This window comes from Parasphingorhabdus pacifica (genome assembly GCF_054779195.1).
Genome location: NZ_BAAGYS010000003.1, coordinates 168,600 through 195,359 on the forward strand (window position 1 = coordinate 168,600; position 26,760 = coordinate 195,359).

Genomic DNA, 26,760 nt, shown 5'->3' on the forward strand with positions numbered 1-26,760 from the left:
CCGGGCGCGGGAGCGCCACTAGCCCCCGATGATCGCCCACGCGAGCACGACGATGACGCCGCCGGTGACGGCGCTGGCGGTCGCGTGCCCAGGCAGTCTCGGGATGCCCGCCGACGACGGGCCTTCGAGGTGGGCCAGGAAGTCCAGCGCGACGTGCAGGAAGAGCCCGGCACCGAAGCCGAACACCATCGCGGTGGACGCCGTGGACAATGGCCAGCCCAGCAGTCCGACGACGAGAGCGGCGATCCCGACCGCGCAAGCGGGCAGCACGACCGGCACCACCGATTGCCCGGCGAGGTGCAGCGACCGCGCCGCCGCATAGCCGGCGGGCCCCTTGTGCGAGACGATCGACAGTCCGAGCAGCAGGCCCACGCTGGGCATGTTCGCGTAGACGGCGCCGATGACGATGCCCGCGGCCACGGAGTGCACGGTCAACCGGAGCACGCAGTCGTCCAGCACCGCCGCCCTGGTGCGCAGTCGGTCGCCTGCGATGTGCATCGCGAATCCGGCGAGCACGCCCACCGCGATGCCGAACCCGCCGAGCTTGGGTTCCTGACCGATCGCCGTGGGCAGCACGAAGGCGCAGGCACTCGTGACCATCGCTCCGGCCGTGACGCCGTAGGCCCAGGTGAGCGCACGCGGGTCCAGGATGGTGCGGCTGCCGAGCACGCCACCGGCGACCATGGACAAGCAGGACACCACCGCGATGACCACGAGTTTCCACAGCTGCGCCGCTCCCGCGAGCACGCACAGCCCCGCGAGTGTCCCGACCGTTCCCACGGCGATCACGCGTTCGCTCGACCGGAGGCGGTCCGCCGTCGTCAGAGTCATCTACCTCGTCCAGCTCGATCCGTTGGTGCTCGAAGCCGACCTTCCGTCGACACTCCAGCACACTATAGATAATGAAAACTGTTTTCAATCCGCGGGTGGGAATAGACCACCCGCGCGACGGGTAGTTGGGGACAGCAGGCGTCGACCGGTCCGTCGGCGCGGCAATCGACGACACGAGGAGATCCGAAGATGGAACAGCGCCGCTTGGGCAGCCAGGGGCTCGTGACCTCCGAGCAAGGCCTGGGCTGCATGGGCATGAGCTTCGCCTACGGCCAGGGCAACGACGAGGAATCGGCGGCCACCATCCGACGCGCCCTCGACCAGGGGGTCAACTTCCTCGACACCGCCGACGTGTACGGCCCGGGCAGCAACGAGCACCTGGTGGGCGCGGCGATCCGCGACCACCGGGACGAGGTCGTGCTGGCCACCAAGTTCGGCAACGAGGTCAACAACGACGGGCAACTCACCGGGCGGGTGAACGGACAGCCCGACTACGTCCGCCGCTCCATCGACGCGTCCCTTCGCAGGCTCGGGGTCGACCACATCGACCTGTACTACCAGCACCGAGTGGACCCGGAGGTGCCCATCGAGGACACCTGGGGAGCGATGGCCGAACAGGTCCAAGCGGGCAAGGTCCGCTTCCTGGGCATCTCGGAGGCCTCGGAGGACAGCCTCCGCAAAGCTCACGCCGTGCACCCGATCTCGGCACTGCAGACGGAGTACTCGCTGTTCAGCCGCGACCCCGAAGACTCCGGACTGCTCGCCGCCGTCCGGGAGCTCGGCATCGGATTCGTCGCGTACTCACCGCTCGGACGCGGCTTCCTGTCCGGCAAGATCCGCAGCATCGACGACCTACCCGAGGACGACTGGCGCCGGAACGCGCCCCGCTTCCAGGGCGAGAACTTCGAACGCAACCTGCGGGTGGTCGACAAGGTCCGCGAACTCGCCGACGCCAAGGGCGTGACGGCGTCCCAGCTCGCACTGGCGTGGGTCCTGGCGCAGGGCTCGGACATCGTCCCCATCCCGGGAACCAAGCGGCGCAACTACCTGGACGAGAACATCGCCGCCTCGGACGTCACGCTGACCGATGACGATCTCGCGGCCATCGACGAGGTCGCACCACGTGGCGTCGCAGCAGGTGAGCGCTACAACGAGCATGGCATGCGCACCGTTGGCGTCTGACCCGGACGACTCCGCCGCGGGTGAATCGCCCGGGAAGAGCGGCACGGCGGTACCGCTCTTCCCGTCCAGGGGACAATGAGCGCATGCGGATCTCGACCAAGGTGGACTACGCGATACGTGCGCTCGTGGAGATCGGGCAGCTGGAGCCTGGTCGAATAGCCAAGGCCGAGGACGTGGCCAACACCCAGCACATCCCGCGGAACTTCCTGCTGGCCGTGCTCGCGGACCTGCGCAAGGCGGGGATCGTGAAGAGCAGGCGGGGCCAGGCGGGTGGCTGGGTGCTGGGCAAGGAACCGGCCTCCATCTCGGTCGCCGACGTGATAAGAGCCACCGACGGCCCGCTGGTGAGCGTGCACGGGCTGCGACCCGAAGAGGTGGACTACGAACCCTCGGTGGCCGTGCTCCAACGCGTCTGGATCGCGGTCCGCAGCAGCCTGCGCGAGGTGCTGGAAGAGGTCACGGTCGCCGACCTCATCAACGACGACCTCCCGCCGGGTGTGTCTGATCGCACCACCCCGTCTGAAGTGTGGCAAAGCCGCTGACCAGCTGATTCCTAGTTCGTGAGAGCCGTTGTCCAAGTACGCTACTTATCTGTACCTTTTCTATCGACTTAGTAGCTAATCCCTTCGCAGGGATGGACACCGAACGACTCACGGGGAGAACAATGGCCGCGCTGCTGCTCGTCGCACTGGCGGGATTCGCCGCCCAGTTGATCGACGGCTCGCTGGGCATGGCTTTCGGCGTGACCGCCACGACGGGACTGCTGGCCGTGGGGACCGCACCGGCGGTCGCCTCGGCGTCGGTGCACCTTGCTGAGCTCGGCACCGCCGTATCCTCCGGTGTCTCGCACTGGCGAATGGGCAACGTCGACTGGCCGGTGGTGCGCTGGCTGGCCATCCCGGGCGCCGTGGGCGGCTTCCTGGGCGCCACCGCGCTGTCCTCGCTCTCGACCGAAGCGGGCAAGCCGTGGATGGCCGGGGTGCTGATCGCACTCGGGATCTACGTGCTGCTGCGGTTCACCCTCTGGCCCCAGCCCGTCAAGGCACGCGGCATCAGCCCGTCGGGACGGCGCTGGTTGGCGCCGCTGGGTGCCGTCGCGGGATTCGTCGACGCCACGGGCGGCGGTGGCTGGGGGCCGATCTCGACCTCCACGCTGCTCAGCAGTGGGCGACTCTCGCCCCGGCGCACGATCGGCTCGGTCGACACCAGTGAGCTCCTCGTCTCGCTGGGCGCCAGCATCGGCTTCCTCGGCGCGCTGGGCACCCAGGCGCTCTCGCCCACGATCGTTTTCGGTCTGCTCATCGGCGGGGTCATCGCGGCGCCGCTGGCGGCCTGGCTGGTGCGCATCCTGCCCACCCGCATGATCGGCGTCGGGGCAGGCGGCATGATCGTGCTGACCAACCTGCAGCTCGTGCTCGACACCTTCGAAGTTTCCGGCACCGTCCGCACCGGGGGCACCGCGCTCGTCGCCGGGCTGTGGATCGCCGCCCTGACCTGGGCGATCCGCGAGACCCTCGCCGAGCGCCGCGCCGCCACCGTCGCCGAGACCGAGGAGGCCGCTGCGGAGGAGCCCGCCGGGGTCTGACACCCACACCGCACGCCAACCGGCCGGTCGACACCCGATGTCGACCGGCCGGTTTTTTGCGCGATCGCCGGTGGCGTGGCGGTGGCGTGGGGTACGTCAGCTTGGGTGGTGGGTTGGCCTATGCGATTCGCACTGAGCACCCCGATAGCAACCCGTACGTCGTATACGGCGGGAATCATCAGGGTCTGGCACATCGAATGCGCAGCCCTGAGCTCTTCCGGATCGATACCACCATCGCCTTGGTCAAGAGGGGTAAAGCATCTCCGACCGTCGGGCTCTCGACGTGCAAGCTAGATTGCTCGCTGCTGCTCTCATCGACGAAGAGAGCGGCCCTGTCGCCGGTTCCAGAGCCGGTCACCCTTGCGACAGGACGGCGAGGGCGAACTGCCCACTACCTGTCACCGCTCCCCCAGCGGCCGCCGCTACCTCCCCGCCGACCCCGAACCGCACCACCGCCCGCGGCCGAGGTTCTAGGATGTGATCGGCAGCGTGTAGTGAGGGGATGCATGACGGAGACATCGGCGGTTCGGTTACGCCCGCCCAGGAACGAGGTCGACCGCAGGTCGATCGGTTGGTGGCGCGCCCAGTTGGGCATCAGCGTCGGCGTGGTGGTGGCCGTGCTCGTCATCAGCGCGACGCAGGTGCCCGTGTGGCTGCTGCCCGTGTGGCTGCTGCCCATGACCATGGCGGGGCTGGCGGTGTGGGCCTTGCCCACCTGGTGGTACCGGGTGCGGCGCTGGGAGATCACCGATACCGCCGTGTACATCCGCACCGGCTACTTCTGGCAGGAGTGGCGGGTGGCTCCGATGTCGCGGATCCAGACCGTCGACACGTTGCGCGGTCCGATGCAGCGACGTTTCGGGCTGTCCACGGTCACGGTCACCACCGCCTCGGCCAAGAGCGCGCTGAAGATCGAAGGGCTGGACGCGCAGGTCGCCTCCGACCTCGCCGACCAGCTCACCGAAACCACCCAGGCCACTCCGGGCGATGCCACATGAGCAGCGCTGAACTGCCCGAAGACGCCGCCTGGCAGCGGCTGGACGAACGCACCATCCTCGCGACCGCCGTGCTGATGTGCGGTTTCGCGATCAGCGCTGCGGTGCCCGCCACCATCGGCATCTCGCGCGGCACCGGGATCGGTGTCGCGCTCGCGTGGGTGTTTCCCGGTGCGCTGCTGCTCATCGCGGCAGGCACGGTCATCGAATGGTTGCGTTGGCGGGCCACCACCTACCGCGTCACCGACGAGCGACTCGAACTGCGCTTCGACCTGATCGCCAGCTCCCATCGGACGCTGCGCCGGGAACGAGTGCGCACCGTTGACGTCACGGCCAAACCCGTCTTCCGCTTGTTCGGCATGGCCGAGTTGACCGCTGGCACCGGGCAGGGCAGCGACGAGGGGGACCGGATCAAGCTCGCACCGCTGGCACGTGGGCAGGCCGAGCGGTTGCGGCGCGAACTCCTCGGATATTCCCAACCGGACGAAGAACCACGGCCACCACTGGCCACATTGGACTGGCGTTGGATGGCGTATGCGCCGGTCTCTTTCCTCGCGCCGGCGCTCGGGTTCGCCGCCCTGTTCGGTGTGCTGCAGGTCAGTGACTGGATCGGTCTGCGTGGCTGGCTCGTCGACCAGTCCGTCCAGGCGTGGCAGACCGGCGCGCTCGTGTTCGTCCTCATCGCGCTGGTGGTGGTCAGCGTGCTGGTGGGTGTGCTGGCAGCGCTGGCACTGTTCATCGAGCAGTGGTGGAACTACCGGCTCGAACGCGAGACCGAAGACACGCTCCGGGTCCGTCGAGGACTGTTCACCTCCCGGTCCATTTCAGTGGAGGAACGCCGACTGCGTGGTGTCGACCTCGCCGAGCCGTTGGGCAACCGGCTCCTCGGTGCGGCACGCGTGCACGCCGTCGCCACCGGGATGCGCCAGGAGAACAACAACAAGGGCCCCGACTACGGAACTCTGCTGCCTGCCGCGCCGCGCCGCGTCGCCGACCGGGTCGCCGCCGACGTGCTGCGTGAGCCGGTCGCACCGACCTCCAGCGCCCGCCTGCGCCCGCACCCGCCCGCTGCACGTGCGAAGCGGCTGCGCTGGGCGGTGGCCGTGGTGCTGGCGGTGTGTGCGGTGCCTGCCGTGCTGGGGCTGTTGCTGACCACAGTGCTACTGCACGTGGCGTGGATCGCGGCGGTGGTGCTGCTGCCGATGGCGGTGCTGATCGCGTTGGACGCGTACCGGAACCTCGGCCACGGCATCAGCGGTGACTACCTGGTGGTGCGTTCCGGCACGGTGCCCTACCGCAGCACCGTCGCGCTGCAGCGCAGTGGAGTGATCGGCTGGCGACTGAAGCAGTCGGTGTTCCAGCGCCGTGCCGGGCTGTTGACCGTAACCGCGATCACCGCTGCCGGGGCGGGCGGGTACGCCGCCTACGACACCGACGAACAGGACGGGGTGTCCTTCGCGGACGCCGCCGTGCCGGGACTGCTGGAGCAATTCCTGGAACGGGACTGAGTTCGCGTTCGGTGTTTCGCCGCGGTCGGACCACGGAGTGCGCGCTGCGCCGGGAAGGTGCCGAACCCAAATCCGCTGTGGAACGACGTCGAGCCACCGGCGACTCTCCCCTGCGATGGGCACGGGCCGGAACCCGTATGTGACGTAGTTTCATACTTGGCCATCCTCGTTACTGCCCGTGCGCATCCGGTTGACACCTTCAGCTCGAGATCACCACTCCAACGGGCGAGTAAGCCGCCCGACCACGACGCAGTGTCCACCCAGCAGTCGAGGAACTCGCGCCACACGCGCCAGGTTGTTTCACTCGTTGCCCGATCGGGAATCCCCAGATGGAGCCGAGCGAAAGGAGAGCCACCATGTCTCTCGTCCAGGCACAGGGTGGAGGTATCGGGCAGGGCTTGATGAGTGGCTTACAAGCCATTCTCGGATTCCTCCCGACGCTGATCGGCGCCCTGATCATTCTGCTCATCGGCTACGTCGTGGCCAAGGTGCTGCAGAAGCTCATCCAGAAGGGCATGCACAAGACCGGCGTCGACTCGAAAATGAAAGAGACTCAGGTCGGTGGTTACGTCGACCGGATGGGATCGAAGAACTCGCCTTCCCGGCTCACCGGCCGGATCGTCTTCTGGGTCGTGTTCCTCTTCTCGCTGGTCTCGGCCATCGGCGCACTGGGCATCCCAGCGCTGAGCGGGTTCATGAACCAGGTGCTCGGCTACCTGCCGAACGTGATCGCGGCGCTGGCCATCTTCGTCATCGCCGGTCTGGTCGCCGGAGCGGTCAGCAGCCTGGCCACCAGCACGTTGGGTGACACTGCCAGCGGCAAGATCGTCTCCACCGTGGGCCCCACCCTCGTGATGGCGATCGGTGTCTTCATGATCCTCACCCAACTCGGCATCGCCCCAGCCATTGTTCAGATCACCTACACGGCTCTGATGGGTGCGATCGCACTCGGGCTCGCGCTGGCATTCGGCTTGGGCGGCCGCGATATCGCGGCCGACATGCTCTCCTCCGGCTACCGCAAGGCCAAGGAGGAGCAGCCCACCGACACCGGAACCGCCGGTGCGCCCCGGACCACGAGCGGGACACAGGGTGGCGTCTCCGAGGATCAGGGGTGGAGCACCACTCCGGCTGGAGAACGCAGCGAACCCGGCCACCGCACCACCACCTGACCGCCACCCCACCGGCGCCGCTTTCACCGGCGCACCACGAGGCCCGCGCGGCCGCCGAAACCGGCGACGGCGCGGGCCTCGCAATGTCCGGCCGGACCACGCATGGATGACACCTACATTGCATTCCATAGTGGACTTTCCGCTGTGCGCCCGTTATGCACCGAACGCACCAGTTCCTCGCAACGGCCCGTTGATTCCGACCGTCGGCGTCGACTTCGCCTTGACACGCTCGCGGAGATCCCGGCGAATGCGTTCGCAGCACTCGGCACGAGCACACGGTCCGCTTCGCACGGGATGGACTCGGCTTCCGCTCCCGTCACGAGCTCCGAGGAGCGCAGGTGACCACGACACCGAGCCCGCCGACGCGGTCGATGGGGGCGCTGCTGCGCTTCCTGCAGGGCGTCGAACGTATCGGCCTGCAGGGCGTCGAACGTATCGGCAACAAGCTGCCACACTCGTTCTGGCTGTCCACGATCATGGCCGGTGCGGTGATGCCGCGGACCCAGCCCGGCAGCCAGCCGCCGCATCGGCGGGAGCAGTTCCGAACCGCAAACGCAGGGAGAGCCATGAGCGCACCAGTGCCACCCGACCTCGTCCCGATGGTCGAGCGCGAGCTTCCCTCAGTGCTCGCCGACCTCCGACGCTTGGTCGAGGTCGAGACGTTCAGCCTCGACCGACCCGCGTTGCAGGAAGGTCTCGACCGGCTGGACTCGTGGTTCGTCGAGCGACTCGGCGAGCCGGTCGCTCGTGCCCGCCACGACGGCGGCAGCTACGGGGACGTACTCGACCTGACGTATCCGGGTGGCACCGATGGCACGGTCCTGCTGTTGTGCCACTACGACACGGTGTGGCCGATCGGCACGCTGGCGGAGTGGCCGTTCGCCGTCGACGGTGACCGGGTGACCGGCCCTGGCTGCCTCGACATGAAGTTCGGCATCGTTCAGGCCGCGTGGGCGTTGCGCTCTCTGCGCGAGCTGGGTGTCCCGCGCCCGTCGGTGCGGTTGTTGCTGACCGGCGACGAAGAGATCGGCAGTCCGGCCTCGCGCCCGCACATCGAGCGAACGGCAGAGCAGGTCGACGCGACGCTGGTGCTCGAACCCAGCAAGGACGGCATGGTCAAGACCCGCCGCAAGGGCATGGGGCTGTTCGAGGTCGCCGTCCAGGGCATCGAGTCGCACGCCGGACTCGACCCGGACGCGGGCGCAAGCGCCATCCACGCGCTCGCCGAACTCGTTCCCGCGATCACCGCGCTGGCCGCCCCGGAGCGCGGCACGACCGTCAACGTAGGCACCATCACCGGTGGAACCGGTAGCAACGTGGTGGCCGGCCACGCCTCGTGCGAAATCGACGTGCGCGTCCAGGACCCCGCCGAGATGTCGCGGATCTCGGATGAGCTGGCCGCGCTGTCCCCCACCGATGACCGGGTGAAGGTCACGCTCGGCGGGGCGTGGAACCGGCCGCCGATGAACCCGAACTTGGCATCGGAGCGGTTGCTCGACGGTGCCCGCGAAGTCGCGCGCGAGCTGGGTTCGGAGCTGGGGACGACCGCGGTCGGCGGGGCAAGCGACGCCAACTTCCTGTCCGCGCTCGGTCACCCGGTGCTCGACGGGCTGGGTGCCGTGGGCTCCGGCCCGCACTCCCGGGACGAACACGTGGTGGCAAGTGCGCTCCCGCACCAGATCGCGCTGCTCGCGGGCATCCTCGGCCACCTCGGCGGCCACCGATGACCCACGGTCCGAGGGGCCGGCAGCAACGTCGGACCACCACCGTTCAGCCGCCCCCGGACAGCGGCCGAACGTTGTCTTCCAGGGCCACGTCGGGCGGGGGCGGATCGGTCCGGTCGGTTGCCGCGTCCGGCGATCCCCGCACCACGTGCACCGCCAACAGCACGGCCAGGTTGGCCCCGAGTCCGATCAGTCCCGCACTGATGCCGTAGAAGCTGATCCCGAACGCGGCGAACCCGATGACGACCAGCTCCCCGGCCACCACACCGGCGAGCACGGCGCTCGCTCGGACACCGACTCTGCTGCGCAGCGCGATAAGGTTGCCGGGCGCGAGCTGGATCATGCCGCTGTAGGTGAGCAGGTACAGGTTTGCCATGAGGTCCGGACGGCCCAACGTCATCGCCAATACCAACACCGAAACCGCACCCGCCGTGATGCGGCTGGTGCGCAGGCGCGCGGCGGCGGACATCCGTTCGGGCACGAGATTGCTGGAGACCAGTGTGGACACCACGATGAGTCCGCCCGCAGCGGGGACCATCGCGCATGCCGCGCCCGCGATGACCACGACCGCCAGCAGCCACGGCGGCAAGGTCTCCCGCGCCATGGCGAGGATCGCCGAATTCCGCTCGTCCGCGCCGAGATCCAGGTACACGACCGCGTAAAAGCCCAACATGACCGGGATGGCCACGGCCACGGTGTACAGCGGAAGGAAGACGTGGTTCGACGCCACGGCCCGGGACGACTTGCCGGAGAGGACCGCGGGCCAGCTCGCGGGCAGCGTCATGCAACCGAAACCGAGCGCACTGACCAGGATGCTCGTGGTGTACCAGACATATCCGTAGTCGCCGCCGGGGTGAATGGTCAGCAGTTCCCCGGCCCCGGAGGCGACAGCGGCGTGCAGACCACCGTCCGGTTGGTGGGCCAGCAGTACCCCGAAGGCGATGATCACCAGGGCCACCACCATCAGGACGTCCTTGAGGTACGACGTCGCGGCCACACCGTGCAGTCCGGCCCACACCACGAAGACCAGCACGAGAGCCATCGCGACGATGATGCTCAACACGCCGGACGAGTCGTCCCCGGTCATGAAGGACACGATGGTGCCGAGCCCCACCAGCTGAACCTGGACCACCGGCATGAAGAACACCACGGCCAGCAGGGCGGTGAGCTTGCCCAGCGCGGGGCTGGCGAACCGGTGATGCAGATAGTCCGAGTTGGTCCGGTAGCCGTACTTCTTGCCCAGCTTCCAGACCAGCGGTCCGACCAGGAACATGCCGACGTAGCCGAGCACCAAGTACGACGGCATGTACATCGCGGCGACGCCGCTGCCGAGGACGAGCCCGGACATGCCGAGGAACGTGAAGGTTGTGAAGATTTCGCCCGCTTGCAGGAAGAACGTCGCGGCGCTGCCCAGTTTCCGCCCGCCCACGGTCCACGCGGCGAGGTCGAACCCACCGCTGCGTCTGCCGAGCATACCGACCGCGCCGATGAGGACCAGGCCGATGATCGCGGTGCTGATCATGCTTCCGGACCACCCTTCGCGCCCGGGACCCGCCATTCGCCCTCGGCTTCGGACACGGCGTCCGGGTCGTGCGACAGCCGGCCCGCGCGCTCTTCGGCACGCAGCATCCAGGCCAGAATCAGACTGGTGATCACGCACCACGCGCTCACCCACACGACCACGGCGGGGAGGCCGAACCACGGGTCAGCGGTGTTGACGAACGGAAAGAAGGGCGTTCCGATCAGTGCTATGACCGGGAGCGCCAGCAACAGGTGGAAACTCTTCATGGCCCGCTTTCGGCTCGAATCGGTGCTTGCCCGCTCCGATTCTGGTGCCTCGTGGTCAGCTGCCGTGAACCTGCTCGCCGGAAACGAACGTCGCCCGCACCCCGGTCGCTGCGATCTCCCGCGCCGGGATCGCGGTGATGTCGCGTTCGAGCACGGCGAAGTCGGCGCGGTAGCCGGGTTCGAGGCGTCCGAGCCGGTCGCCCGCACCGCAGGCGGTGGCGGCTCCGCTGGTGAACGCGAGCAGTGCTTCCTCCACCGGAATCCGCTGGGCCGGGCCGACCACCTCGCCGTCGTCCATCCCGGCGCGGGTGACCATGCTCTGGATGCCGACGAGTGGTTCGAACGGGCCGCAGGGGTAGTCGGAGGACCCGACCACGGGCAGTCCCGCGTCGCGGAAGCCGCGGTGGGCGAACATCCGGTCCGCGCGGTCGGGGCCGTACCAGCGGTTGAGCGCACCACCGTGGTAGGCCGGGTAGCCACCGAAAGGAACCGGAACGACCTCGCACGCGGCGAGATCGCGGAGGATGTCGTCGTCGACGACCGAGCAGTGCTCGATCCGGTGGCCGGGCGCGGGCCGTGGATGCCGCCGCTGAGCACGCGCGATGGCTTCCAGCACGATCCGAATCGCGGTGTCTCCGTTGGCGTGGACGCAGGCGCGGTCGCCCGCGGCGTGCACCCGATCCACCTGCTCGTGCAGCGTCGCGGTCGGCGTGGTCTGCACGCCTCGGAAAGCGGTGCCGGTGAACGGTTCGCTGAGCAGGCAGGTTCTGCCGCCCACCGCTCCGTCCGCGAACATCTTGACGCCGATGACGCGCAGCCGGTCGTCGCCGAACCCGGACCGCACGCCGAGTGCGCGCATGGCGTCGTAGTGGTTGATGGACAGCAGCAGGTTGGTGCGCAGGCTGAGCTGGCCGCCGGTGCGCGCCTCCTGGTAGAGCTCGATGTCGTCCGGGGAGGCGAGCGCGTCGCAGATCGTGGTCAGTCCGGCCGCGTGGAACATCCGGTTCGCGCGTCGAACGCCTTCCAGCCGGTCGGCCCGCGAGCTCTCGGGAATGGTGACCGGGCCGGTCCCGGTGGCAGTGCCCATGACGTTCATCAGTGCGCGTTCGTAGAGCGCACCGTTGAGCCTGCCGTGTTCGTCGACCCCGTAGCTGCCGCCTTCGGGTGCGGTGGCGGGGTCGGTGATGCCGAGTAGTTCGAGTGCGCGGGTGTTGAGGACTCCCCAGTGGGCGGAGACGTGGTGGACGAAGACGGGCAGCTCGGTGGTGACGTCATCCAGGTCACCGCGGGTGATCATGCCTGTTTTGGCGTCGTCGTAGCGCGATCCGCGCACCCACTGCTCGGTCGCACCCGAGCGCACTCGTCCGGCTTCGGCGCGGAGGGAGCTGAGCAGATCCTGCTTCCGGGGAGCGGTCTCGGCGGACAGGTCGAGGTGGAGGAGGTCTTCGGCGGCCATGCCCAGGTGCATGTGGGCGTCGATGAAGCCCGGTGTGATGGTCGAGCGGCCGAAGTCGGTGATCTCCGCGCCGGGGAACGCCTCCCGCAGTTCGGTGATGTCGCCGGTGGCCAGCACCGTTCCGTCCGCGACCGCGAACGCGCGGGGAGCGTCCGGGCCGACGAGCACCCTGCTCGCCGTGTAGATGTCGATCGGGTAGCGCCGCACGGCCATCATCGGGCGCGACGGGCGACGGTCGGGAACAGCCGGGCGTGCGCGCGTGTTCGGGGGCGTGCGGCTCCGGTGCTGCGGGAGCGTCGGACTTCACCCATCGGCTTCTCCGTGTCGTGACTCGGTGTGCAGCGGGCGGGGCTCGGCGGTGATGGTTCGCGCACCGGACTTGCACCGCTGTGAGTCGCAACACTAGGAAGCGGGCTCGCTGGTGGCAATGGTCGATCTATCAGGTAGCCGGGGAACGCCTTCCGCCGAGGGGCTCCCCAGCACGAGTTTATTAGCTCGCAGGAAAATAGTTTCTGCGAAAGACTTTTGCTAAGCTGGCAGTGTCGGCGCTCCCCGCGACCGGCTGGACGACCATTTCGACGTGAGCGAAGACGCCACACCCAGGAGGCTTGTCATGGAGTTCGGGATCTTCTCGGTCAGCGATGTCACGACCGACCCGACCACGGGCAGGACCCCCGGCGACACCGAACGCGTGCGCTCGATGCTCAAGATCGCGCAGCACGCCGACCAGGCGGGACTCGACGTCTTCGCCACGGGTGAGCACCACAACCCACCGTTCGTCGCGTCCTCCCCCACCACGCTGCTCGGCTACCTCGCCGGAACGACCGAGAACATCACCCTCTCCACCTCGACGACCCTGATCACCACCAACGACCCGGTGAAGATCGCCGAGGACTACGCGATGCTGCAGGTGATCTCCGACGGCAGGATGGACCTGATGATGGGCCGGGGGAACACCGGTCCGGTCTACCCGTGGTTCGGCCAGGACATCCGCCAGGGCATCAACCTCGCGATCGAGAACTACGCGCTGCTCCGGCGACTGTGGGACGAGGAGGTCGTCGACTGGGAGGGCAAGTTCCGCACCCCGCTGCAGGGATTCACCGCCACCCCGCGCCCGCTCGACGGGGTCCCGCCGTTCGTGTGGCACGGCTCGATCCGGAGCCCCGAGATCGCCGAGCAGGCCGCGTACTACGGCGACGGGTTCTTCCACAACAACATCTTCTGGCCGATGTCGCACACCAAGCAGATGGTCAACTACTACCGCCAGCGCTACGAGCACTACCAGCACGGCCGCGCCGACCAGGCCATCGTCGGCCTCGGTGGCCAGGTGTTCATGCGCAAGAACTCGCAGGACGCCTGGAACGAGTTCCGTCCCTACTTCGACAAGGCCCCGGTTTACGGCCACGGGCCCACGATGGAGGAGTTCACCGCGGCGACCCCGCTGACCGTGGGCAGCCCGCAGCAGGTCATCGAACGCTACGCGAGCATGCGTGAGGACGTCGGCGACTACCAGCGCCAGCTGTTCCTCGTCGACCACGCGGGTCTGCCGCTGAAGTCGGTTCTCGAACAGATCGACCTGCTCGGCGAGGAGGTCGTTCCCGCACTGCGCAAGGAGATGGAAGCCAAGCGGCCCGCGCACGTGCCCGCCGACTCGCCCAGCCACGCGCAGCGCGTCGCCGAAACCCAGAGCCGTAGCGCTGACCAGCAGGCCGTTGCCGGGAGCGAATGAGCACGACCCGCCCCGCACAGCCCGCCAGTCGAGGAAAGGAAGTGACACCGGCATGCACGAGCGCACGATCATGGCCGTATCAGCAGGCCTGGGACAGCCCTCCTCCACCCGGTTGCTGACCGACCGGCTGGCCGAGGCAACCACCACCGAGCTCGAATCGCACTCGGTGACCGCCACGGTCGAAACCGTCGAGCTGCGCGACATCGCACACGACGTCCTCAACCACACCCTCACCGGCTTCCCCAGCGATCAGCTGCGGGCGGTACTCGAAAAGGTATCGGCCGCGAACGGCCTGATCGTGGCCAGTCCGCTGTTCAACACGAGCTACTCGGGCCTGTTCAAGTCGTTCGTCGACGTGCTCGACAGCGAGTCGTTGGCCGGAATGCCCGTGCTGCTCGGTGCCACCGGCGGCACGCCACGCCACTCCCTGGCCTTGGAGTACGCCATGCGCCCGCTGTTCACCTACCTGCACGCCGATGTCGTGACCACCTCGGTCTTCGCCGCCACCGACGACTGGGCCGGTGACGGTGACCGGACCAACCCGCTGCCGAAGCGCATCCAGCGCGCAGGCCGCGAGCTGGCCGAGATGGTCGCCGAACGCGAGAGCAGCGGGCCGGCCGATCCGTTCGACAACGTCCCCAGCTTCGACCAGCTGCTCGGAGGCGCCTGAGCGCTCACCGAGTAACGAGCGCCACACACCGAACCGCGTGGTTCGGCGGAGTCACTCACCAGCTGATGCGACACTGTACGGCCGGAACAAACCGATTCGAGGAGGACGGCGTGAGCACCGACCCGGACCAGTCCGTCGACCCGTCCCGGGATCCGACTCCCGGCGTGCCCAACCACGCGGCGCCGGACGGCGCCGAGGTGGACCCGCTGATCGACCTGTCGAGGGATCCCAATCCCGGCGTGGCCGATCACGCCAAGCAGGAAGACGACTGACCTCCTCTCACGGGAGTGACGACCTGCCGGTTGGGCCGCCGCCCGTCCCGGACGGGCGGCGGCGATCCGCCGAGCGGGCCGAAATACCGGCTCGCTGGGCGATACGCGTCATCGGGGCCGGACCGGACCCGCACTTCGGCGGTGATGTCCAGCTCCGCTGCGGCACGGCGGAGGTTGACCGGGTACCCACGGGCGCTTCCTGCAGGTTTACGACGCCCCCGTTTCCCGGTCGACGAGCCAGAGTAAGACGTGCGCCCGTTCACCGGTTCCGGAAACGATCAATGTGGTCTTCGGAATCCCGACCAGTTCGAGATCGCCCAGGGCAGTGGTCGCAGCCTCGGTCGTAAAGGCGTGCGGATCCCCGGCGGGTTCGCTGCGCGGTGGACAACGGCCCGCCGGTCACGCCCGCGCGGCGTCCTCTCGGCTCGGCACTCCCGCGCCCGCGGTGGCATCCACCCGGCGACGGAGGTACGGCGTCCACCGGCCGTGCGGGTGCTGTGTCCGGCCCCACTCCGGTCCGCGTTGCAGGGCGTTCCGCCACCCAACTATGCTACTGGTCAGTAACTTACTGGAGAGGGGACTGCGGGAATGAACATGCTGTTTCGCTTGATCGTGGTGCTCATTCGCACCCGGACGCGCGGAGAGGCTCCCCTTCTCAGCCCCAGTCGGGTACCGCTCCGGGTTCGCCTGCGCGACCTGGACCCGCTCGGGCACATGAACAACGGCGTGTACTTCTCGATCTTCGACCTCGGCCGGATCGACCTGATGCTGCGCTCCGGGCTGTACAAGCGAATGCGGAAGCGTGGCTGGTTTGCCGTGGTGACGGCGGAGACCGGCTCGTTCCGCCGCGAACTGAAACCGTTCCGCCGGTTCGAACTCGATTCCCGGGTCATCGGTTGGGACGATCGGCACCTCTACTTCGAACACCGGGTCTTCAGCGGCGGACGACTCGCGACCAACGCGGTCATCCAGCTTCGGTTTCTCGCCAACAACGGGGAGCGTCCCACGCCGGAGGAAGTGGTCGGCCTGCTGCCCGACACACCGGACCGCCCCGAACTGCCGAACTGGGTCACCGACTGGGCGAAGTCGGCCTATGAGCACACTCGCTCGAACGAGATGAACGTCGCGAGCTGACTCCCAGCCGTCGGTCCACGCAGCCGACAGGCTCCTCTACCCCACCTGGTTGGGGACCCGGCGTTCTGTGGACCCGGTGCTTCGTGGACCCGGTGCTTCGTGGGCGGAGCGGCTCCGTGGGCGAAGTCCGGGTGGCGGCCTCGATCCGTCGGACGAGGACGCCACCCGGAGCGCCGGCGGCGCGATCAGCCGATCACGCGCAGAGCTTCCAGGAACCGTCCTCCTGGATGAGCTTCAATTCCGTGGTCTGCGGTGGCTGACCTGGCATGCTCGTTTCGAGCTTCGCGGTCCCCGTTTCCCCGTCCTGCTGAACACCCTTGAGGACGGTCTTGGACTGCTTGATCTGCTCCAGGTCGCTCGGCTTGGCGACCTGGAGGAACTTCTCCTTCTGCTTCTGCACCTGCTCGATCTGCGGCATCGCCTTCGAGCACACGACCTGCCGGTAGTCATCGGCCGACACGCTGCGCGGATCCTGGACCTCGCGGTCGGCGATCTCGACGTACTTCTCGGCCGCCGCCTCGGCCGAGTTCGCCTGGACGTACGCGTACGCGAGTCCGGCACCGCCGAGCACCACGACGAGCGCAGCAGCGATTCCGGCGATCAGCGCCACCTTGCGCTTGGACTTCCGGCCCTTGCCTTCAGCCTGCTCGGAGTCTCCCTGGACGGCTTCCGGGTCCTCAGGGGTTTCCGCAGTCCCGGAGGTTTCCGCGGCGGACTCCTGCGCGCTTCCGCCGTGCTGCTCCGAAGCCGCGGGCTCCTCCGAATCCGAGGCCTCGCTCGCAGCGCCCACTGTCCCGGCTGCGGCATCCTTCCCGAGTGCGGACTCGTCGGAGTTGTCGTCGGCTGTTTCGGTCTCGCCGTCCTTCTCGGACGCGGCGACCTTCTCGGTCTCGGCCTCGTCGTCGGCATCGCCGTTCTGTTCCACGGCGGATTTCTCGGCCTTCTCCGTCTCCCCGGAGTCCGCCTTCGGTTCACCCGATTCACCCGAGGAGTCGGAGCCGTCCGAGTCGGAGCCGTCCGAGTCGGAGCCGTCCGAGTCGGAGCCGCTCGCCGACCCCTGTTCGACGTTTCCCGCGTCCTTGCCGGACTCCTCCGATTCGCCCCCGGAATCGGAATTCGCGATCGTCGACTCCGAGTCCTGTGCGGACTGGTTACCGGTTCCGGACGTACCGGCCTCTGCCGGCTCCTCCTCGGCGTCGCCGTGATCGGGTCGTTGCGGTGGTGTCGTCATGTAACTGCCCTTCGCCAGGGGTAGTCCGCCCGTCCTGGCACGTGAAGTGCGACTTGACCGCGAGCAGCGCACCCGGTAGCCGCTGGGCGACGCCGGCGAGGGCTTCACGACCTGTTGCCACGACGAGACCGGCGCACCGGCCGAGTCCCGTGGTCCAGGAGGGCAGGTATTTCTTCTTCACGGGTCCCGCGTCCCGGACCCTATCTCGTGCTTTCCACCACCCACTGTCCCCTCGCCCGCCGCTGGTGTCGACCAATCGTTCGGCGTTTCGCCATCCCTGACCGAAAAAGCGACGAACCGGACCACCGTTCCGGGTGGAACCGCGACCCACGTCCCGGCACCCCCCTGGAACTTCCGCAACAGGCGTATTCAGGGGTGCCACCTGCACCAACACCGCCCGCCACCGAGCAGAGCACGGCAGCGGGCGAATGCCGATCAGCTCAAGTGGTTGAGCCGCTCGTGGTACTCGTCGGTGCTGATCTCGCCACGGGCGTACCGGTCGGCGAGCAGGTCCCGCGCCCGATCGGTCCCGGTCTGCGCACGTCCGCGCCCACCGCGAACGGCCAGCCAGGTCACCAAACCGACCAATGCGACCAACAGCAGCAGCATCAGCGCACCGAAGAGGAACGGCGGTCCGCCCGCGTGCGGTCCCCATCCGCCGTATTCGGCCAATGCGTTCGTGGTCAACGCCGTCACCATCGCGATCCCTCCTTCGAATTCGCCCCGTGCTCAACGGGAACTGATGACGACCAGCGTGCTCCGGATCGACCCTCGTGTCGTCGGGCCGGAAGCGGCTTTCCGGCTACGCGTGGACGCGCAGACCGGCTCGACGCGAACGGTAGCGGGACAGCCTGCCCGTGGTACTCAACCGACGAGTCCGGCCTGGAACGCGAACACGACGAGTTGAGCCCGATCGCGCGCATCCAGTTTGACCATCGCACGACTCACGTGAGTGCGTGCGGTGGCCGGGCTGACCACGAGCCGGTCGGCTATTTCCTCATTGGACAGACCGTGACCCACCAGAGCGAGTATTTCGCGCTCGCGTGCGGTGAGGGAGTCGAGCGCCGGATGCGGTTGCGAGTGGACGGTCGAGTCACCCGCGAACCGGCTGATGACCCTGCGGGTGATCGCAGGTGACAACAGGGACTCGCCCGCCGCGACCACCCTGATGGCGCGCAGCAACTCGGCGGGCTCGGTGTCCTTGATCAGGAATCCGCTCGCGCCGGCGCGCAATGATTCGAAGATGTACTCGTCGAGTTCGAAGGTCGTCAGCACGACGACCTTGGTAGTCGCGAGCTCCGGGTCGGAAACGATCGCGCGCAACGCCTCGATACCGTCCAGCACCGGCATCCGCACATCCATGAGCACCACTTCGGGTCGGTGGTCCCGAACGAGCTCGATCGCCGCCGCACCGTCCCCTGCCTCGCCGACCAGTTCCACGTCCGGTTCCGCATCGAGCAGCACTCGCAGTCCGAGCCGGATCAGGTTCTGGTCGTCGGCGACCACGACGCGGATCACCCCGCTCCCTCCAACGGCAGGTGCGCGTGCACCCGGAATCCCCCGCCAGGGCGGGGCCCCGCGTGCAAGTTTCCGCCCACGGCCCTGGCGCGTTCCCGCATGCCCGCGATTCCTTGTCCTTCCGAAGCCGGGTCGACGGACATCCGTGCCTTGCCGTTGTCGGTGATCTCCACATCCACCCCGTCGTCCCGGTACTCCACTCGCACCGACGCGGACGACGGCCCCGCGTGTCGCACCACGTTGGTCAGCGACTCCTGCACGATCCGGTAGGCGGCGAGGTCCACGGTCGCGGGCAACGACCTCGGTTCGCCGTCGACGACGGCTTCGATCGGAAGACCGGCCCGGTCCATCCGCTCCACGAGCGCGTCCAGGTTCGCCAGGCCCGGGGTGGGAACGCGTTCACCCGGCTCCTCGGGCTGCCGGAACACCGCGAGCGTCCCGCGCAGTTCGTCCAGGGCGTCCTTGCTGGTCTGCCGGATCGCGGTCAGGGCGGGCCGAGCCTGTTCCGGCTGCTGGTCGAGCACGTGCAGAGCCACCCCGGACTGCAAGTTGATCGCCGAAAGTCCGTGCCCGACGACGTCGTGCACTTCCTGGACGACTCGGAGGCGCTCGTCGTAGGCGCGCTTGCGCGCTTCGTCCTCCCGCAGGCGGGATTCCGATTCGCGGTGCAGTCGGACGACGGTACCGACCGCCCACGGGGCCACCATCAAAGCACCACCGCCCAGCAGCATCGAGAGCGCGTCGGTCACGAACGCCTCCCAGGTCATGCCGGAGAGGTGCCCCAACGTCAGCACCAGGACTGCCGACGCGGCGGCCAACGCCGAACGTCCCATGGGCAGCATGCACGCCACCGAGTAGATTGCCACCACGCCGGTGAGGAAGACGGGTCCCGGCGGGTACTGCAGGGCCAGGTAGACCGCGAGTGAACCGACCGAACCGGCCAATGTCACCAACGGCCAGAACCGCCGTGGCACCAGGGAGGCCGCGGCGATCACGATCAGCGTGGTCGAGATCCAGTCCGGCGCGGTGTGCGGCGGGACTTCGCCTCGGGCCGCGAACGGTGTGATGAGCAGGATCGCGGTGCCGAGAACGATGGCCAGCGCGACGTCGGTCCCCAGGACGCGCAACAACCGCCGGGCCGGGAAGTTCATGTCACGACGATAGGGCCGATCATCGACCGGTCGCATCCGCACGAGGGCGCAGCTCGGGCCTACGCCCGGGCGCGTAGCAGCCGTCCGAAACTTCCGGAGTGCGTCTGGTGCTGTTTCGCATCGAGTACCGCACCCGGCGGACAACCATCGGGTGCCGTCACGTTGCTCTTGTGGCGGAACGAGGTGTTGGGCGCCCACCGGCTCATCGGGTCACCCGCTGTCGGGAGGCGTCGGCTCCCTTCCCACGAAGTGCTCCGACGGCGACGAGCCCGAGGGCCACCAGGGTCGCGAGGGCGCAAGCGCCGGTGAACATCGCCGTTGGTGGTGCTGCCGAAAACGGCGAAATGCGGTTGAACGATTCGATCGCCACCACGACGGTGAGAACGGTTTGACGTCCTGTCCCGCCTGAAGGCGGGAGATTCCTACCACCGGGCCGTTTATGCGGCCCGGTCTCGGTGGGTTCCTGCTTCGTCGACCTGCGCCCGCGTAGCGGGTCTTACCTGGTCTTCACAGGCGTTTCGCCTCTCCGCCCGTCCGGCGGCGAGGATGTTGCGTGCAGCGTTGGTGTCGCGGTCGTGGACTGCTCCGCAGGGGCATTCCCACTCACGTACCGACAGGGGTTTCTTCCCGTCGACGCTTCCGCATACCGAGCAGGTTTGCGAGGTCGGCAGCCACCGGTCGATGACGACCAGATCACGGCCGTACCGTGCGTACTTCTCGGTGAGGAGTCGTCGGAAGGTGCCCCATGATGCGTCGTGCACGGACTTCGCCAGCCGGGTGCGGGCGAGGCCGGAGACTGCGAGGTCTTCCAGCACGATCGTTTGGTTCTCACGAACGATGCTGGTCGTAGCCTTGTGCAGCCAGTCGGCTCGGGTGTCGGTGACCTTCGCGTGCTGACGTGCAAGTTTCTTGCGTGCCTTGGTGCGGTTGTTCGAGCCGCGCTGTTTCCTGCTGACCGCGCGTTGGAGCCGTTTGAGCTTGCGTTCGGCGCGGTGCAGGAAACGCGGGTTGTCGATGACGCGGCCGTTCTGGTCCACGGCGAACGCCGACAGTCCGAGGTCGATACCGATCTCAATGTCGGGGCCGTCGACACCGACGGCGGCCGGGAGGGTCTCGTCCCCCACCTCGACCACGAACGAAGCGAAATACCGACCATCGGCCGTCTTGACCACGGTGACCGATGACGGCGTCGAGGGCAGGTCCCGCGACCACGCCACCCGCACGTCACCGATCTTGGCCAGCGACAACCGGCCGTTGCCCCGGACGGTGAACGCACCCTTGGTGAACCTGATGGCTTGACGATTGTCTTTGCGGGACTTGAAACGAGGCACGCCCATCTTCCGGCCTGCGCGCTTGCCCTTGAGCGAGTCGAAGAAGTTCTTGTACAGAGTCACTCCCTTGGCGATCATCAGTGCGCCGACCACCATCGACACGAACAGCATGGCGAGTCCGAATCGCCGGGGCAGGGGGAGTGTCACCGAGCATGCGAAGCGCGGTGCGATCCCGGTCAGGAAGAAACCGGCGATCGTCAGCACGATGATCGCACCGCCGACGGCCAGCGTGCTCGACACCGCGGCGTCCAGGGGCGTTTCGAGGTTGAAGTGCGACGGCACGCCCCGCCACGCCTGCACGGTGATCAGCGCGGTCTCCAGAACGCTGGTGACCATGAGAATCCCAAGAAGGAGCGGTCTCAGCCGCCGTCCGATGTGCAGGGGTGCGGTCGCCCAGGTAACGGCGATCAGCGTCAAGCCGAAGGACCCCGAACGTGGCCGCTTTGCGCAACGACACCGGTCCGCTCCACGAACCTCCGGTGACCAACAGGACGCACACGTGCGCCAAGCCGCTGGTGCCCAGGAGGGCACCGCTCACGTAGGCGATGCGTTCGGCGTGCCTGCCCCCGGTCCACGCTCGCACCAGTGCCGGAAGAACTTCACTCATGCTCCGAGCATGCGGCTGCGGAAAGCCTCGGCACATCGTCCTTGGAGCGGCTCACGTCTACGAAAGTCCGCGTAGACATGCGCTCGGTTGCCCGCGTTGTTCGACGTTCCCCCTGTTCCGCGACAACCGCGGACTTCCCTGCGTGCCCGCTGCCGAACGCGACCACGCGCGGAGTCAGCCGTCCAGCGCGGCCCGGCATTCCCGGACGACAGCGGCCGCCTCCTCGAGATCCCGCCACATCGGGTCGACCACGACCTCGTCGAAACCGATCGCCGCCAGCTCGCAAGCCACCTCGGGAAGCAGTTCGAGCTGGTCAGGACCCACGCCGATCAGTTTCACCGCCGCGTGGAAGTCGCCCCGGTCGCGGCCGATAGCGGCCAACCTCGCTTCCAGGTCGGCCAACTTCGCGGCCAACCTGGCGAGGCCGTCCGCGCGCTGCCGACCGCCGAGATCGCGATGCAGGTCAACCAGCGCCAACCATCCGTCCCCGACTCGGGCGGAGCGGCGGAACGCGGCTTGCCCCATGCCGCCGATCAGCAACGGAACCCCGCCGTCCCGCACCGGCAGCGGGCGGCAGTGCACGCCCGCGTCGAACTGGAAGTGCTCCCCGTCGAAAGCAGCGGTGTCCCCGGTCCACGCTCGGCGCAGCACCTCGATGGACTCGTCCATCCGGCGACCGCGCGTCGCGAAGTCCCATCCCAGTGCGTTGAATTCCTCGGCGAGCCAGCCCGCTCCCACACCGAGCACCATCCGACCACCCGACAGGCGGTCGATGGTGGCCACGGTCTTGGCCAGTGCGAGGGGATGCCGCATCGGCAGCACCAGCACCGACGTGGTCGGCCGCAGAGTCTCGGTCGCGGCGGCGATCCAGCCGCAGGCCACCAGCGGATCGTAGACGTCGAGGTCGTTCGGCCAGGGCAGGACGCCGTCGGCGGAGAACGGGTAGTGCGACTGCGAGCCCTCCACGAGGACCACGTGATCGGAGATGTGTCCCGACTCCGCGCCGTTCTGCTCCGCTACCCTGGCCATCGCCGCCATTCCCGGTTGGTCAAGGGCCTGCTCTCCGGTATTGGTGATCTTGACTCCAAGCGTGGTCATGTCCCGACAATAGACAGAGCGCCCGGGCAGGAGCGCAGTCGCGACGCAGCGATCACGCACGGTTCCATGGTCACGCGCTCAGTGATCAGGTGCCTCGGGGGTCAGGCGGCTGGTCGGAGCAGCTCCGAGTCGATGTCGCCGACCTCGGCACAACCCGCCAGGCCCATGGTCAGGTCGAACTCGGCGGCGAGGTGCTGCATCACTTCCACCACGCCTGCCTTGCCCGCCAGCGCGAGCCCGTAAACGTACGGGCGTGCCACCAGCACGGCCCGAGCTCCCAGCGCCAGTGCCTTGAACGCGTCCGCTCCCCCTCGAACACCGCTGTCGAACAGTACGGGAATCCGGTCGCCGACCTGCTCGACAACCTCGGGCAGCGCGTCCAGCGAACCGACCGCGCCGTCGACCTGCCGACCTCCGTGGTTGGACACCACGAGACCGTCGACTCCGTGGTCGAACGCTTTGGCCGCGTCCCGGGAGTCCTGGATTCCCTTGAGCAGGATCGGCAACTTGGTACGTTCGCGGAGGAAGGCGAGATCGTCCCAGGTCAGCGCCGGGTTGGAGAAGACGTCGAGGAACGTTTCCACGGCCGCACGCGGTTCGGGCGAACGAAGGTTGTCCCGGAAGCGGCCCGGGTGGTGTCGCGCCTGGGAGACCAAGGTCCGCAGGGCGGTCAGGGTGGGACGCACGCTCTCCGCTCCGCGCGTCCTGCCCGTCCGCTGCCGGACGAGATCGCGGAACACCGGATCACTCGTGTATTGGGCGATGCCCTGCCCTCGGGCGAACGGCAGGTGGCCGAGATCGAGGTCCCAGCTGCGCCAGCCGAGCAGGTTCGTATCCAGGGTGACCACGATCGCCTTGCTGCCGCTCGATTCCGCCCGGTCGACGAAGCTGGTCACCAGTTCGCGTTCGCTGCTCCAGTAGAGCTGGAACCAGTTCGACGTCCCGCCCAGCCCGGAGGCGATCTCCTCCATCGGAGCGGAAGCCTGGGTGGAGATGACCATGGGCGTTCCGAGTTCCGCCGCGGCGCCTGCCACCGCGAGGTCCGCCCCGGCGTGCGCCATCTCGAGGACGCCTACCGGTCCCAACAGGAACGGGCTGGCGAGTCGCTCGCCGAACAGTTCCACCGACGTGTCCCGGACCGCGACGTCGCGGAGCATTCGCGGCACGATCCGCCTGCGGTCGAGGGCTTCCCGGTTCGCCCGAGCAGTGCGCTGGCTGCCCGCCGATCCTGCGACGTAGGCCCACGCCCGGGGCGACATCCGCTTGCGAGCGGCCTGCTCGAGACGCGCCGGCGTGACCGGCACGACGGGGCGTCGTCCGAGCGCCCCGGCGCGGTAGATCCGCGACTGCACTACTCGCCCGATGGATTCGGCGCTGTTCATTTTGGCCAACCCGTCTCCTCCGCGAGAACTCCGGTGGGGCCGGTTCGCGGTCGCCACCGGGAACCGGAGACGGCTCCGGGTACCGGCGGGTTCGGGACGCGCCGACTTCCGTGCTCGGACCGTCGGGCCGGAATCCTCTCCCCTGGGAACGAAGGGCACAAGAGGTCGCAGGAAACCACGACATCCGGAGTGTGCGCTGCCGGGCCGAACGGCGTCGCCACCGGGGCCCCCGGTCTACCCGTAGGCGCTTCCCGGTGCGTTCGGTCCATATCGGACACGTCGCCTGGATCAGGCCGGGCGGCGGTGCACGGACACCGCGTAGTCACCATCGGCGAACGGATCGCGTTCCCACGTGGCGAACCGCTCGACGAGTTCCAGACCGGCCGATTCGGCGTGGGAATCGTAATCGGCCACTCCGTAGCCTCGATCGAGGCTGAAACCGGACACCAGGACACCCCCTGGCTCCACGTGCCGAGTGGCGCCCGCTACGAGCGCGGATTCGGTGCCGGGTGCGGTGAACAGCGGGACGTTGCCCGCCAGCAACACCAGGTCGAACCGGCGGTCGAGGTCCAGTTCGGCGAGATCCGACTCGACCCACGCGATGTCCGGGGCGATGCGGCGGGCGGTAGCCAGCATCGAGGCATCGACGTCGGTCCCGACCACGTCGATACCCCGCCGGGCCAGTTCGATGGCTACCCGGCCCGTGCCGCAACCAGCGTCCAGCACGCTCGACGGCGAGTACGCCTCGACGAGGTCGGCTTCACCGTGGATGTCCATGCCCGACGACGCCAACTCGTCGAACCGGCGCTGGTAATCATCGCCATCCCACTTCACGAGAACTCTCCGTTCGCACGCGGCTAACCGGACCGCGACCCCAGGGCCGCACGTCGATTGTTCCAAGCGGCCCCCGTCACCGGCACCGCACCCGTCGGGTGGCGATCCGCAGCGCCGGGGAAGCAGCCGCGGGGAACCGGGGCCCGGCAGCGCGTCGAGACCCGCCGGAAGTGTCAGCCCGGCACGTCGAGGTAGCGCCGCGGATTCTCGACCAGCATCGTGGTGATCTGCTCGTCGGTGACGCCCTGTGCACGCAGAGCGGGGAGAACGTCCTCGGTGATGTGCAGGTAATGCCAGTTCGGTGCGGCCTGCGCGAGCGCCTGCCTGGCGGCGTCGTCCGGAAAATAATCCATGAAGCACGCGGCGTCGTGGGCGAGCACGATGCGGTCGGCATACCCCTGCGCGCACAGCGCCGCGACGGTGCGGACCCGGTTCTCGGTCGTGTTGTACTGGTCCAGTCCGAACCGGTCGCAGCCGATCGATGCTCCCTGATCCATGATCCACTTGAGGTAGTCGAGGTCATTGCTGTCACCGGCGTGCCCGATCACAACCTTGGTGAGGTCGACACCGCTGCGGGCGTAGAAGTCCAACGCAAGCCGACCGGTTTGTCGGGCGGAATTGGTGTGGACGGTGATCGGTGCACCTGTCTCCCGGTGGGCATCGCAGATCGCCCGTTGAACCCGGGTCTGGTCCTCGGTGAGTCCGGCCGCTTCGATCACGCACTTGAGTAGACCGGCTTTGATCGTCGTCCCCGCGATCCCGTCGCGGATGTCTCCGATGAACATCTCGGTCAGCGGCTCGGGGCCGCCCAGCACGGTCCCCGGCCCTCGGTAGGTGAAGAGGTGCGGAAGTTCGGCGAACGTGTAGAGGCCGGTGGCGGCCACGATGTTGATGTCGACGGCGTTGTTGATCCGTTCGACCCTGGGGATGTAGCGCCCGAGTCCCACCACTGTCGGGTCGACGATGGTGGTCACGCCCGCGGCCCGGAGCCGCTGCAACTTCTCGATGGCGTCGGCGACCCGCTCCTCCTCGTCCCAGTACTGCCAACCGTAGTTCTGCAGGACGTCCGGCGTGAGCACGAATACGTGCTCGTGCATGAGGGTCACACCCAGATCATCCGGATCGACCGGCCCCCGGACCGTTGCCACCGATGCCATGACACCCTCCTCGCCAGCGAGCCGCCGGTGACGACTGTCACCCCCCGTCGCGACAAGGTCAAGACTCGACGACGAACCCCATTCGCGAAGCCCGCCCGGCACATCGCCTGCGGTGCGTTGATCACGTGGGGTGAATTCTCGAGAACATCGACCGGTTCTTCGCTCTCCGGTTGGGACTCGACGACTCGGAGCGATGGATGCCGGGTCGATGAATGCCGGAGCGATGGATGCCGGGGCGGGCGTGCGCGCCAACCGGCGCCGCCGTTCGACGGAACCGCCGTTGCTCGCCGTACAGCACACCTGGAACAAGCCAGGGGTTGACGGGGTGAGGCACATCACGCCAAGGTGTCGTACCAACCAGTCGGTCTGTACTGATTCACCCTTCGTTGCCCGACCCGCCCCAGGGAG

24 protein-coding genes are annotated in these 26,760 nt (G+C 68.1%); 11 read left to right on the plus strand and 13 right to left on the minus strand.

Annotated elements, in window-relative coordinates; all coding sequences use genetic code 11:
* Positions 1-18: 18 nt before the first annotated feature.
* On the minus strand, positions 19-831 hold the full coding sequence (locus ACYVAN_RS03550; RefSeq protein ID WP_460955571.1) for a ZIP family metal transporter: 813 nt from the start codon (positions 829-831) through the stop codon (positions 19-21).
* Between the two features lie 189 nt (positions 832-1,020).
* On the opposite strand from ACYVAN_RS03550, the gene ACYVAN_RS03555 reads away from it, so the two are divergent.
* From ACYVAN_RS03555 to ACYVAN_RS03585, 7 genes are all read left to right on the plus strand, one after another.
* A complete protein-coding gene (locus ACYVAN_RS03555; RefSeq protein WP_460955573.1) occupies positions 1,021-2,013 on the plus strand; it encodes an aldo/keto reductase in 993 nt (330 codons plus the stop codon).
* An 83-nt stretch (positions 2,014-2,096) separates the two neighbouring features.
* Positions 2,097-2,555: an RrF2 family transcriptional regulator gene (locus ACYVAN_RS03560; protein WP_460955575.1), complete on the plus strand. Its 459-nt coding sequence runs from the start codon at positions 2,097-2,099 to the stop codon at positions 2,553-2,555.
* A gap of 92 nt (positions 2,556-2,647) precedes the next feature.
* A complete protein-coding gene (locus tag ACYVAN_RS03565) occupies positions 2,648-3,598 on the plus strand; it encodes a sulfite exporter TauE/SafE family protein (RefSeq protein WP_460955577.1) in 951 nt (316 codons plus the stop codon).
* 506 nt (positions 3,599-4,104) lie between these two features.
* A complete protein-coding gene (locus ACYVAN_RS03570) occupies positions 4,105-4,596 on the plus strand; it encodes a PH domain-containing protein (protein ID WP_460955579.1) in 492 nt (163 codons plus the stop codon).
* Complete coding sequence (locus tag ACYVAN_RS03575) at positions 4,593-6,101, plus strand: PH domain-containing protein (RefSeq protein WP_460955582.1); 1,509 nt, start codon at positions 4,593-4,595, stop codon at positions 6,099-6,101. The genes ACYVAN_RS03570 and ACYVAN_RS03575 overlap by 4 nt, the downstream gene beginning before the upstream one ends.
* 356 nt (positions 6,102-6,457) lie before the next feature.
* Positions 6,458-7,270 (plus strand): mechanosensitive ion channel, encoded by an 813-nt coding sequence (locus tag ACYVAN_RS03580; protein WP_460955584.1) that lies wholly within the window; start codon positions 6,458-6,460, stop codon positions 7,268-7,270.
* A 338-nt stretch (positions 7,271-7,608) separates the two neighbouring features.
* Positions 7,609-8,997, plus strand: a complete 1,389-nt coding sequence (locus ACYVAN_RS03585; protein WP_460955586.1) for a M20 family metallopeptidase — start codon at positions 7,609-7,611, stop codon at positions 8,995-8,997.
* Positions 8,998-9,040: 43 nt separating this feature from the next.
* On the opposite strand, the gene ACYVAN_RS03590 is transcribed toward ACYVAN_RS03585, so the two are convergent.
* The 3 genes from ACYVAN_RS03590 to ACYVAN_RS03600 are packed head-to-tail and all read right to left on the minus strand — an operon-like array spanning position 9,041 to position 12,445.
* A complete protein-coding gene (locus ACYVAN_RS03590; protein ID WP_460955588.1) occupies positions 9,041-10,516 on the minus strand; it encodes a sodium:solute symporter family protein in 1,476 nt (491 codons plus the stop codon).
* Complete coding sequence (locus tag ACYVAN_RS03595) at positions 10,513-10,782, minus strand: hypothetical protein (protein ID WP_460955590.1); 270 nt, start codon at positions 10,780-10,782, stop codon at positions 10,513-10,515. Before ACYVAN_RS03595 ends, ACYVAN_RS03590 begins: the two co-directional genes overlap by 4 nt.
* Before the next feature lie 55 nt (positions 10,783-10,837).
* A complete protein-coding gene (locus ACYVAN_RS03600) occupies positions 10,838-12,445 on the minus strand; it encodes an amidohydrolase (RefSeq protein ID WP_460955592.1) in 1,608 nt (535 codons plus the stop codon).
* Between the two features lie 373 nt (positions 12,446-12,818).
* On the opposite strand from ACYVAN_RS03600, the gene ACYVAN_RS03605 reads away from it, so the two are divergent.
* The 4 genes from ACYVAN_RS03605 (at position 12,819) to ACYVAN_RS03620 (ending at position 16,043) form a co-directional block, all read left to right on the plus strand.
* Positions 12,819-13,967 carry an LLM class flavin-dependent oxidoreductase gene (locus tag ACYVAN_RS03605; protein WP_460955594.1) on the plus strand — a complete coding sequence of 383 codons (1,149 nt, stop codon included), beginning with the start codon at positions 12,819-12,821 and terminating at the stop codon, positions 13,965-13,967.
* 52 nt (positions 13,968-14,019) lie between these two features.
* A complete protein-coding gene (locus ACYVAN_RS03610; RefSeq protein WP_460955596.1) occupies positions 14,020-14,637 on the plus strand; it encodes an FMN reductase in 618 nt (205 codons plus the stop codon).
* Positions 14,638-14,747: 110 nt separating this feature from the next.
* Positions 14,748-14,909, plus strand: coding sequence for a hypothetical protein (locus ACYVAN_RS03615; RefSeq protein WP_460955598.1), 162 nt, complete (start codon positions 14,748-14,750; stop codon positions 14,907-14,909).
* Positions 14,910-15,503: 594 nt separating this feature from the next.
* Positions 15,504-16,043 (plus strand): acyl-CoA thioesterase, encoded by a 540-nt coding sequence (locus tag ACYVAN_RS03620; RefSeq protein WP_460955600.1) that lies wholly within the window; start codon positions 15,504-15,506, stop codon positions 16,041-16,043.
* Positions 16,044-16,236: 193 nt separating this feature from the next.
* Here ACYVAN_RS03620 and ACYVAN_RS03625 read toward each other — a convergent pair whose 3' ends face one another.
* The 9 genes from ACYVAN_RS03625 to ACYVAN_RS03665 form a co-directional block, all read right to left on the minus strand.
* A complete protein-coding gene (locus ACYVAN_RS03625) occupies positions 16,237-17,274 on the minus strand; it encodes an Rv0361 family membrane protein (protein ID WP_460955602.1) in 1,038 nt (345 codons plus the stop codon).
* A 435-nt stretch (positions 17,275-17,709) separates the two neighbouring features.
* Positions 17,710-17,973 (minus strand): SHOCT domain-containing protein, encoded by a 264-nt coding sequence (locus ACYVAN_RS03630; protein WP_460955604.1) that lies wholly within the window; start codon positions 17,971-17,973, stop codon positions 17,710-17,712.
* Between the two features lie 165 nt (positions 17,974-18,138).
* Complete coding sequence (locus ACYVAN_RS03635) at positions 18,139-18,792, minus strand: response regulator (protein WP_460955606.1); 654 nt, start codon at positions 18,790-18,792, stop codon at positions 18,139-18,141.
* Positions 18,789-19,943: a sensor histidine kinase gene (locus tag ACYVAN_RS03640; protein ID WP_460955608.1), complete on the minus strand. Its 1,155-nt coding sequence runs from the start codon at positions 19,941-19,943 to the stop codon at positions 18,789-18,791. The genes ACYVAN_RS03635 and ACYVAN_RS03640 overlap by 4 nt, the downstream gene beginning before the upstream one ends.
* Before the next feature lie 437 nt (positions 19,944-20,380).
* Complete coding sequence (locus ACYVAN_RS03645; RefSeq protein ID WP_460955610.1) at positions 20,381-21,610, minus strand: RNA-guided endonuclease InsQ/TnpB family protein; 1,230 nt, start codon at positions 21,608-21,610, stop codon at positions 20,381-20,383.
* 445 nt (positions 21,611-22,055) lie between these two features.
* Complete coding sequence (locus ACYVAN_RS03650) at positions 22,056-22,979, minus strand: TIGR03619 family F420-dependent LLM class oxidoreductase (protein WP_460955612.1); 924 nt, start codon at positions 22,977-22,979, stop codon at positions 22,056-22,058.
* A 101-nt stretch (positions 22,980-23,080) separates the two neighbouring features.
* Complete coding sequence (locus ACYVAN_RS03655) at positions 23,081-24,361, minus strand: alpha-hydroxy-acid oxidizing protein (protein ID WP_460955728.1); 1,281 nt, start codon at positions 24,359-24,361, stop codon at positions 23,081-23,083.
* Positions 24,362-24,649: 288 nt separating this feature from the next.
* A complete protein-coding gene (locus tag ACYVAN_RS03660) occupies positions 24,650-25,195 on the minus strand; it encodes a class I SAM-dependent methyltransferase (protein ID WP_460955615.1) in 546 nt (181 codons plus the stop codon).
* Between the two features lie 173 nt (positions 25,196-25,368).
* A complete protein-coding gene (locus tag ACYVAN_RS03665; RefSeq protein WP_460955617.1) occupies positions 25,369-26,352 on the minus strand; it encodes a phosphotriesterase family protein in 984 nt (327 codons plus the stop codon).
* Positions 26,353-26,760: the final 408 nt, after the last annotated feature.

What these genes read in the sequence shown, in the direction of transcription:
- ACYVAN_RS03610 (WP_460955596.1), top strand. Translation starts at nt 14,020, where the DNA reads ATGCACGAGCGCACGATCATGGCCGTATCAGCAGGCCTGGGACAGCCC.
- ACYVAN_RS03580 (WP_460955584.1), top strand. Translation starts at nt 6,458, where the DNA reads ATGTCTCTCGTCCAGGCACAGGGTGGAGGTATCGGGCAGGGCTTGATG.
- ACYVAN_RS03620 (WP_460955600.1), top strand. Translation starts at nt 15,504, where the DNA reads ATGCTGTTTCGCTTGATCGTGGTGCTCATTCGCACCCGGACGCGCGGA.
- ACYVAN_RS03590 (WP_460955588.1), bottom strand. Translation starts at nt 10,516, where the DNA reads ATGATCAGCACCGCGATCATCGGCCTGGTCCTCATCGGCGCGGTCGGT.
- ACYVAN_RS03595 (WP_460955590.1), bottom strand. Translation starts at nt 10,782, where the DNA reads ATGAAGAGTTTCCACCTGTTGCTGGCGCTCCCGGTCATAGCACTGATC.
- ACYVAN_RS03555 (WP_460955573.1), top strand. Translation starts at nt 1,021, where the DNA reads ATGGAACAGCGCCGCTTGGGCAGCCAGGGGCTCGTGACCTCCGAGCAA.
- ACYVAN_RS03560 (WP_460955575.1), top strand. Translation starts at nt 2,097, where the DNA reads ATGCGGATCTCGACCAAGGTGGACTACGCGATACGTGCGCTCGTGGAG.
- ACYVAN_RS03550 (WP_460955571.1), bottom strand. Translation starts at nt 831, where the DNA reads ATGACTCTGACGACGGCGGACCGCCTCCGGTCGAGCGAACGCGTGATC.
- ACYVAN_RS03650 (WP_460955612.1), bottom strand. Translation starts at nt 22,979, where the DNA reads ATGACCACGCTTGGAGTCAAGATCACCAATACCGGAGAGCAGGCCCTT.
- ACYVAN_RS03665 (WP_460955617.1), bottom strand. Translation starts at nt 26,352, where the DNA reads ATGGCATCGGTGGCAACGGTCCGGGGGCCGGTCGATCCGGATGATCTG.
- ACYVAN_RS03655 (WP_460955728.1), bottom strand. Translation starts at nt 24,361, where the DNA reads ATGAACAGCGCCGAATCCATCGGGCGAGTAGTGCAGTCGCGGATCTAC.
- ACYVAN_RS03640 (WP_460955608.1), bottom strand. Translation starts at nt 19,943, where the DNA reads ATGAACTTCCCGGCCCGGCGGTTGTTGCGCGTCCTGGGGACCGACGTC.
- ACYVAN_RS03645 (WP_460955610.1), bottom strand. Translation starts at nt 21,610, where the DNA reads ATGGTCACCAGCGTTCTGGAGACCGCGCTGATCACCGTGCAGGCGTGG.
- ACYVAN_RS03570 (WP_460955579.1), top strand. Translation starts at nt 4,105, where the DNA reads ATGACGGAGACATCGGCGGTTCGGTTACGCCCGCCCAGGAACGAGGTC.
- ACYVAN_RS03565 (WP_460955577.1), top strand. Translation starts at nt 2,648, where the DNA reads ATGGACACCGAACGACTCACGGGGAGAACAATGGCCGCGCTGCTGCTC.
- ACYVAN_RS03630 (WP_460955604.1), bottom strand. Translation starts at nt 17,973, where the DNA reads ATGGTGACGGCGTTGACCACGAACGCATTGGCCGAATACGGCGGATGG.
- ACYVAN_RS03575 (WP_460955582.1), top strand. Translation starts at nt 4,593, where the DNA reads ATGAGCAGCGCTGAACTGCCCGAAGACGCCGCCTGGCAGCGGCTGGAC.
- ACYVAN_RS03625 (WP_460955602.1), bottom strand. Translation starts at nt 17,274, where the DNA reads ATGACGACACCACCGCAACGACCCGATCACGGCGACGCCGAGGAGGAG.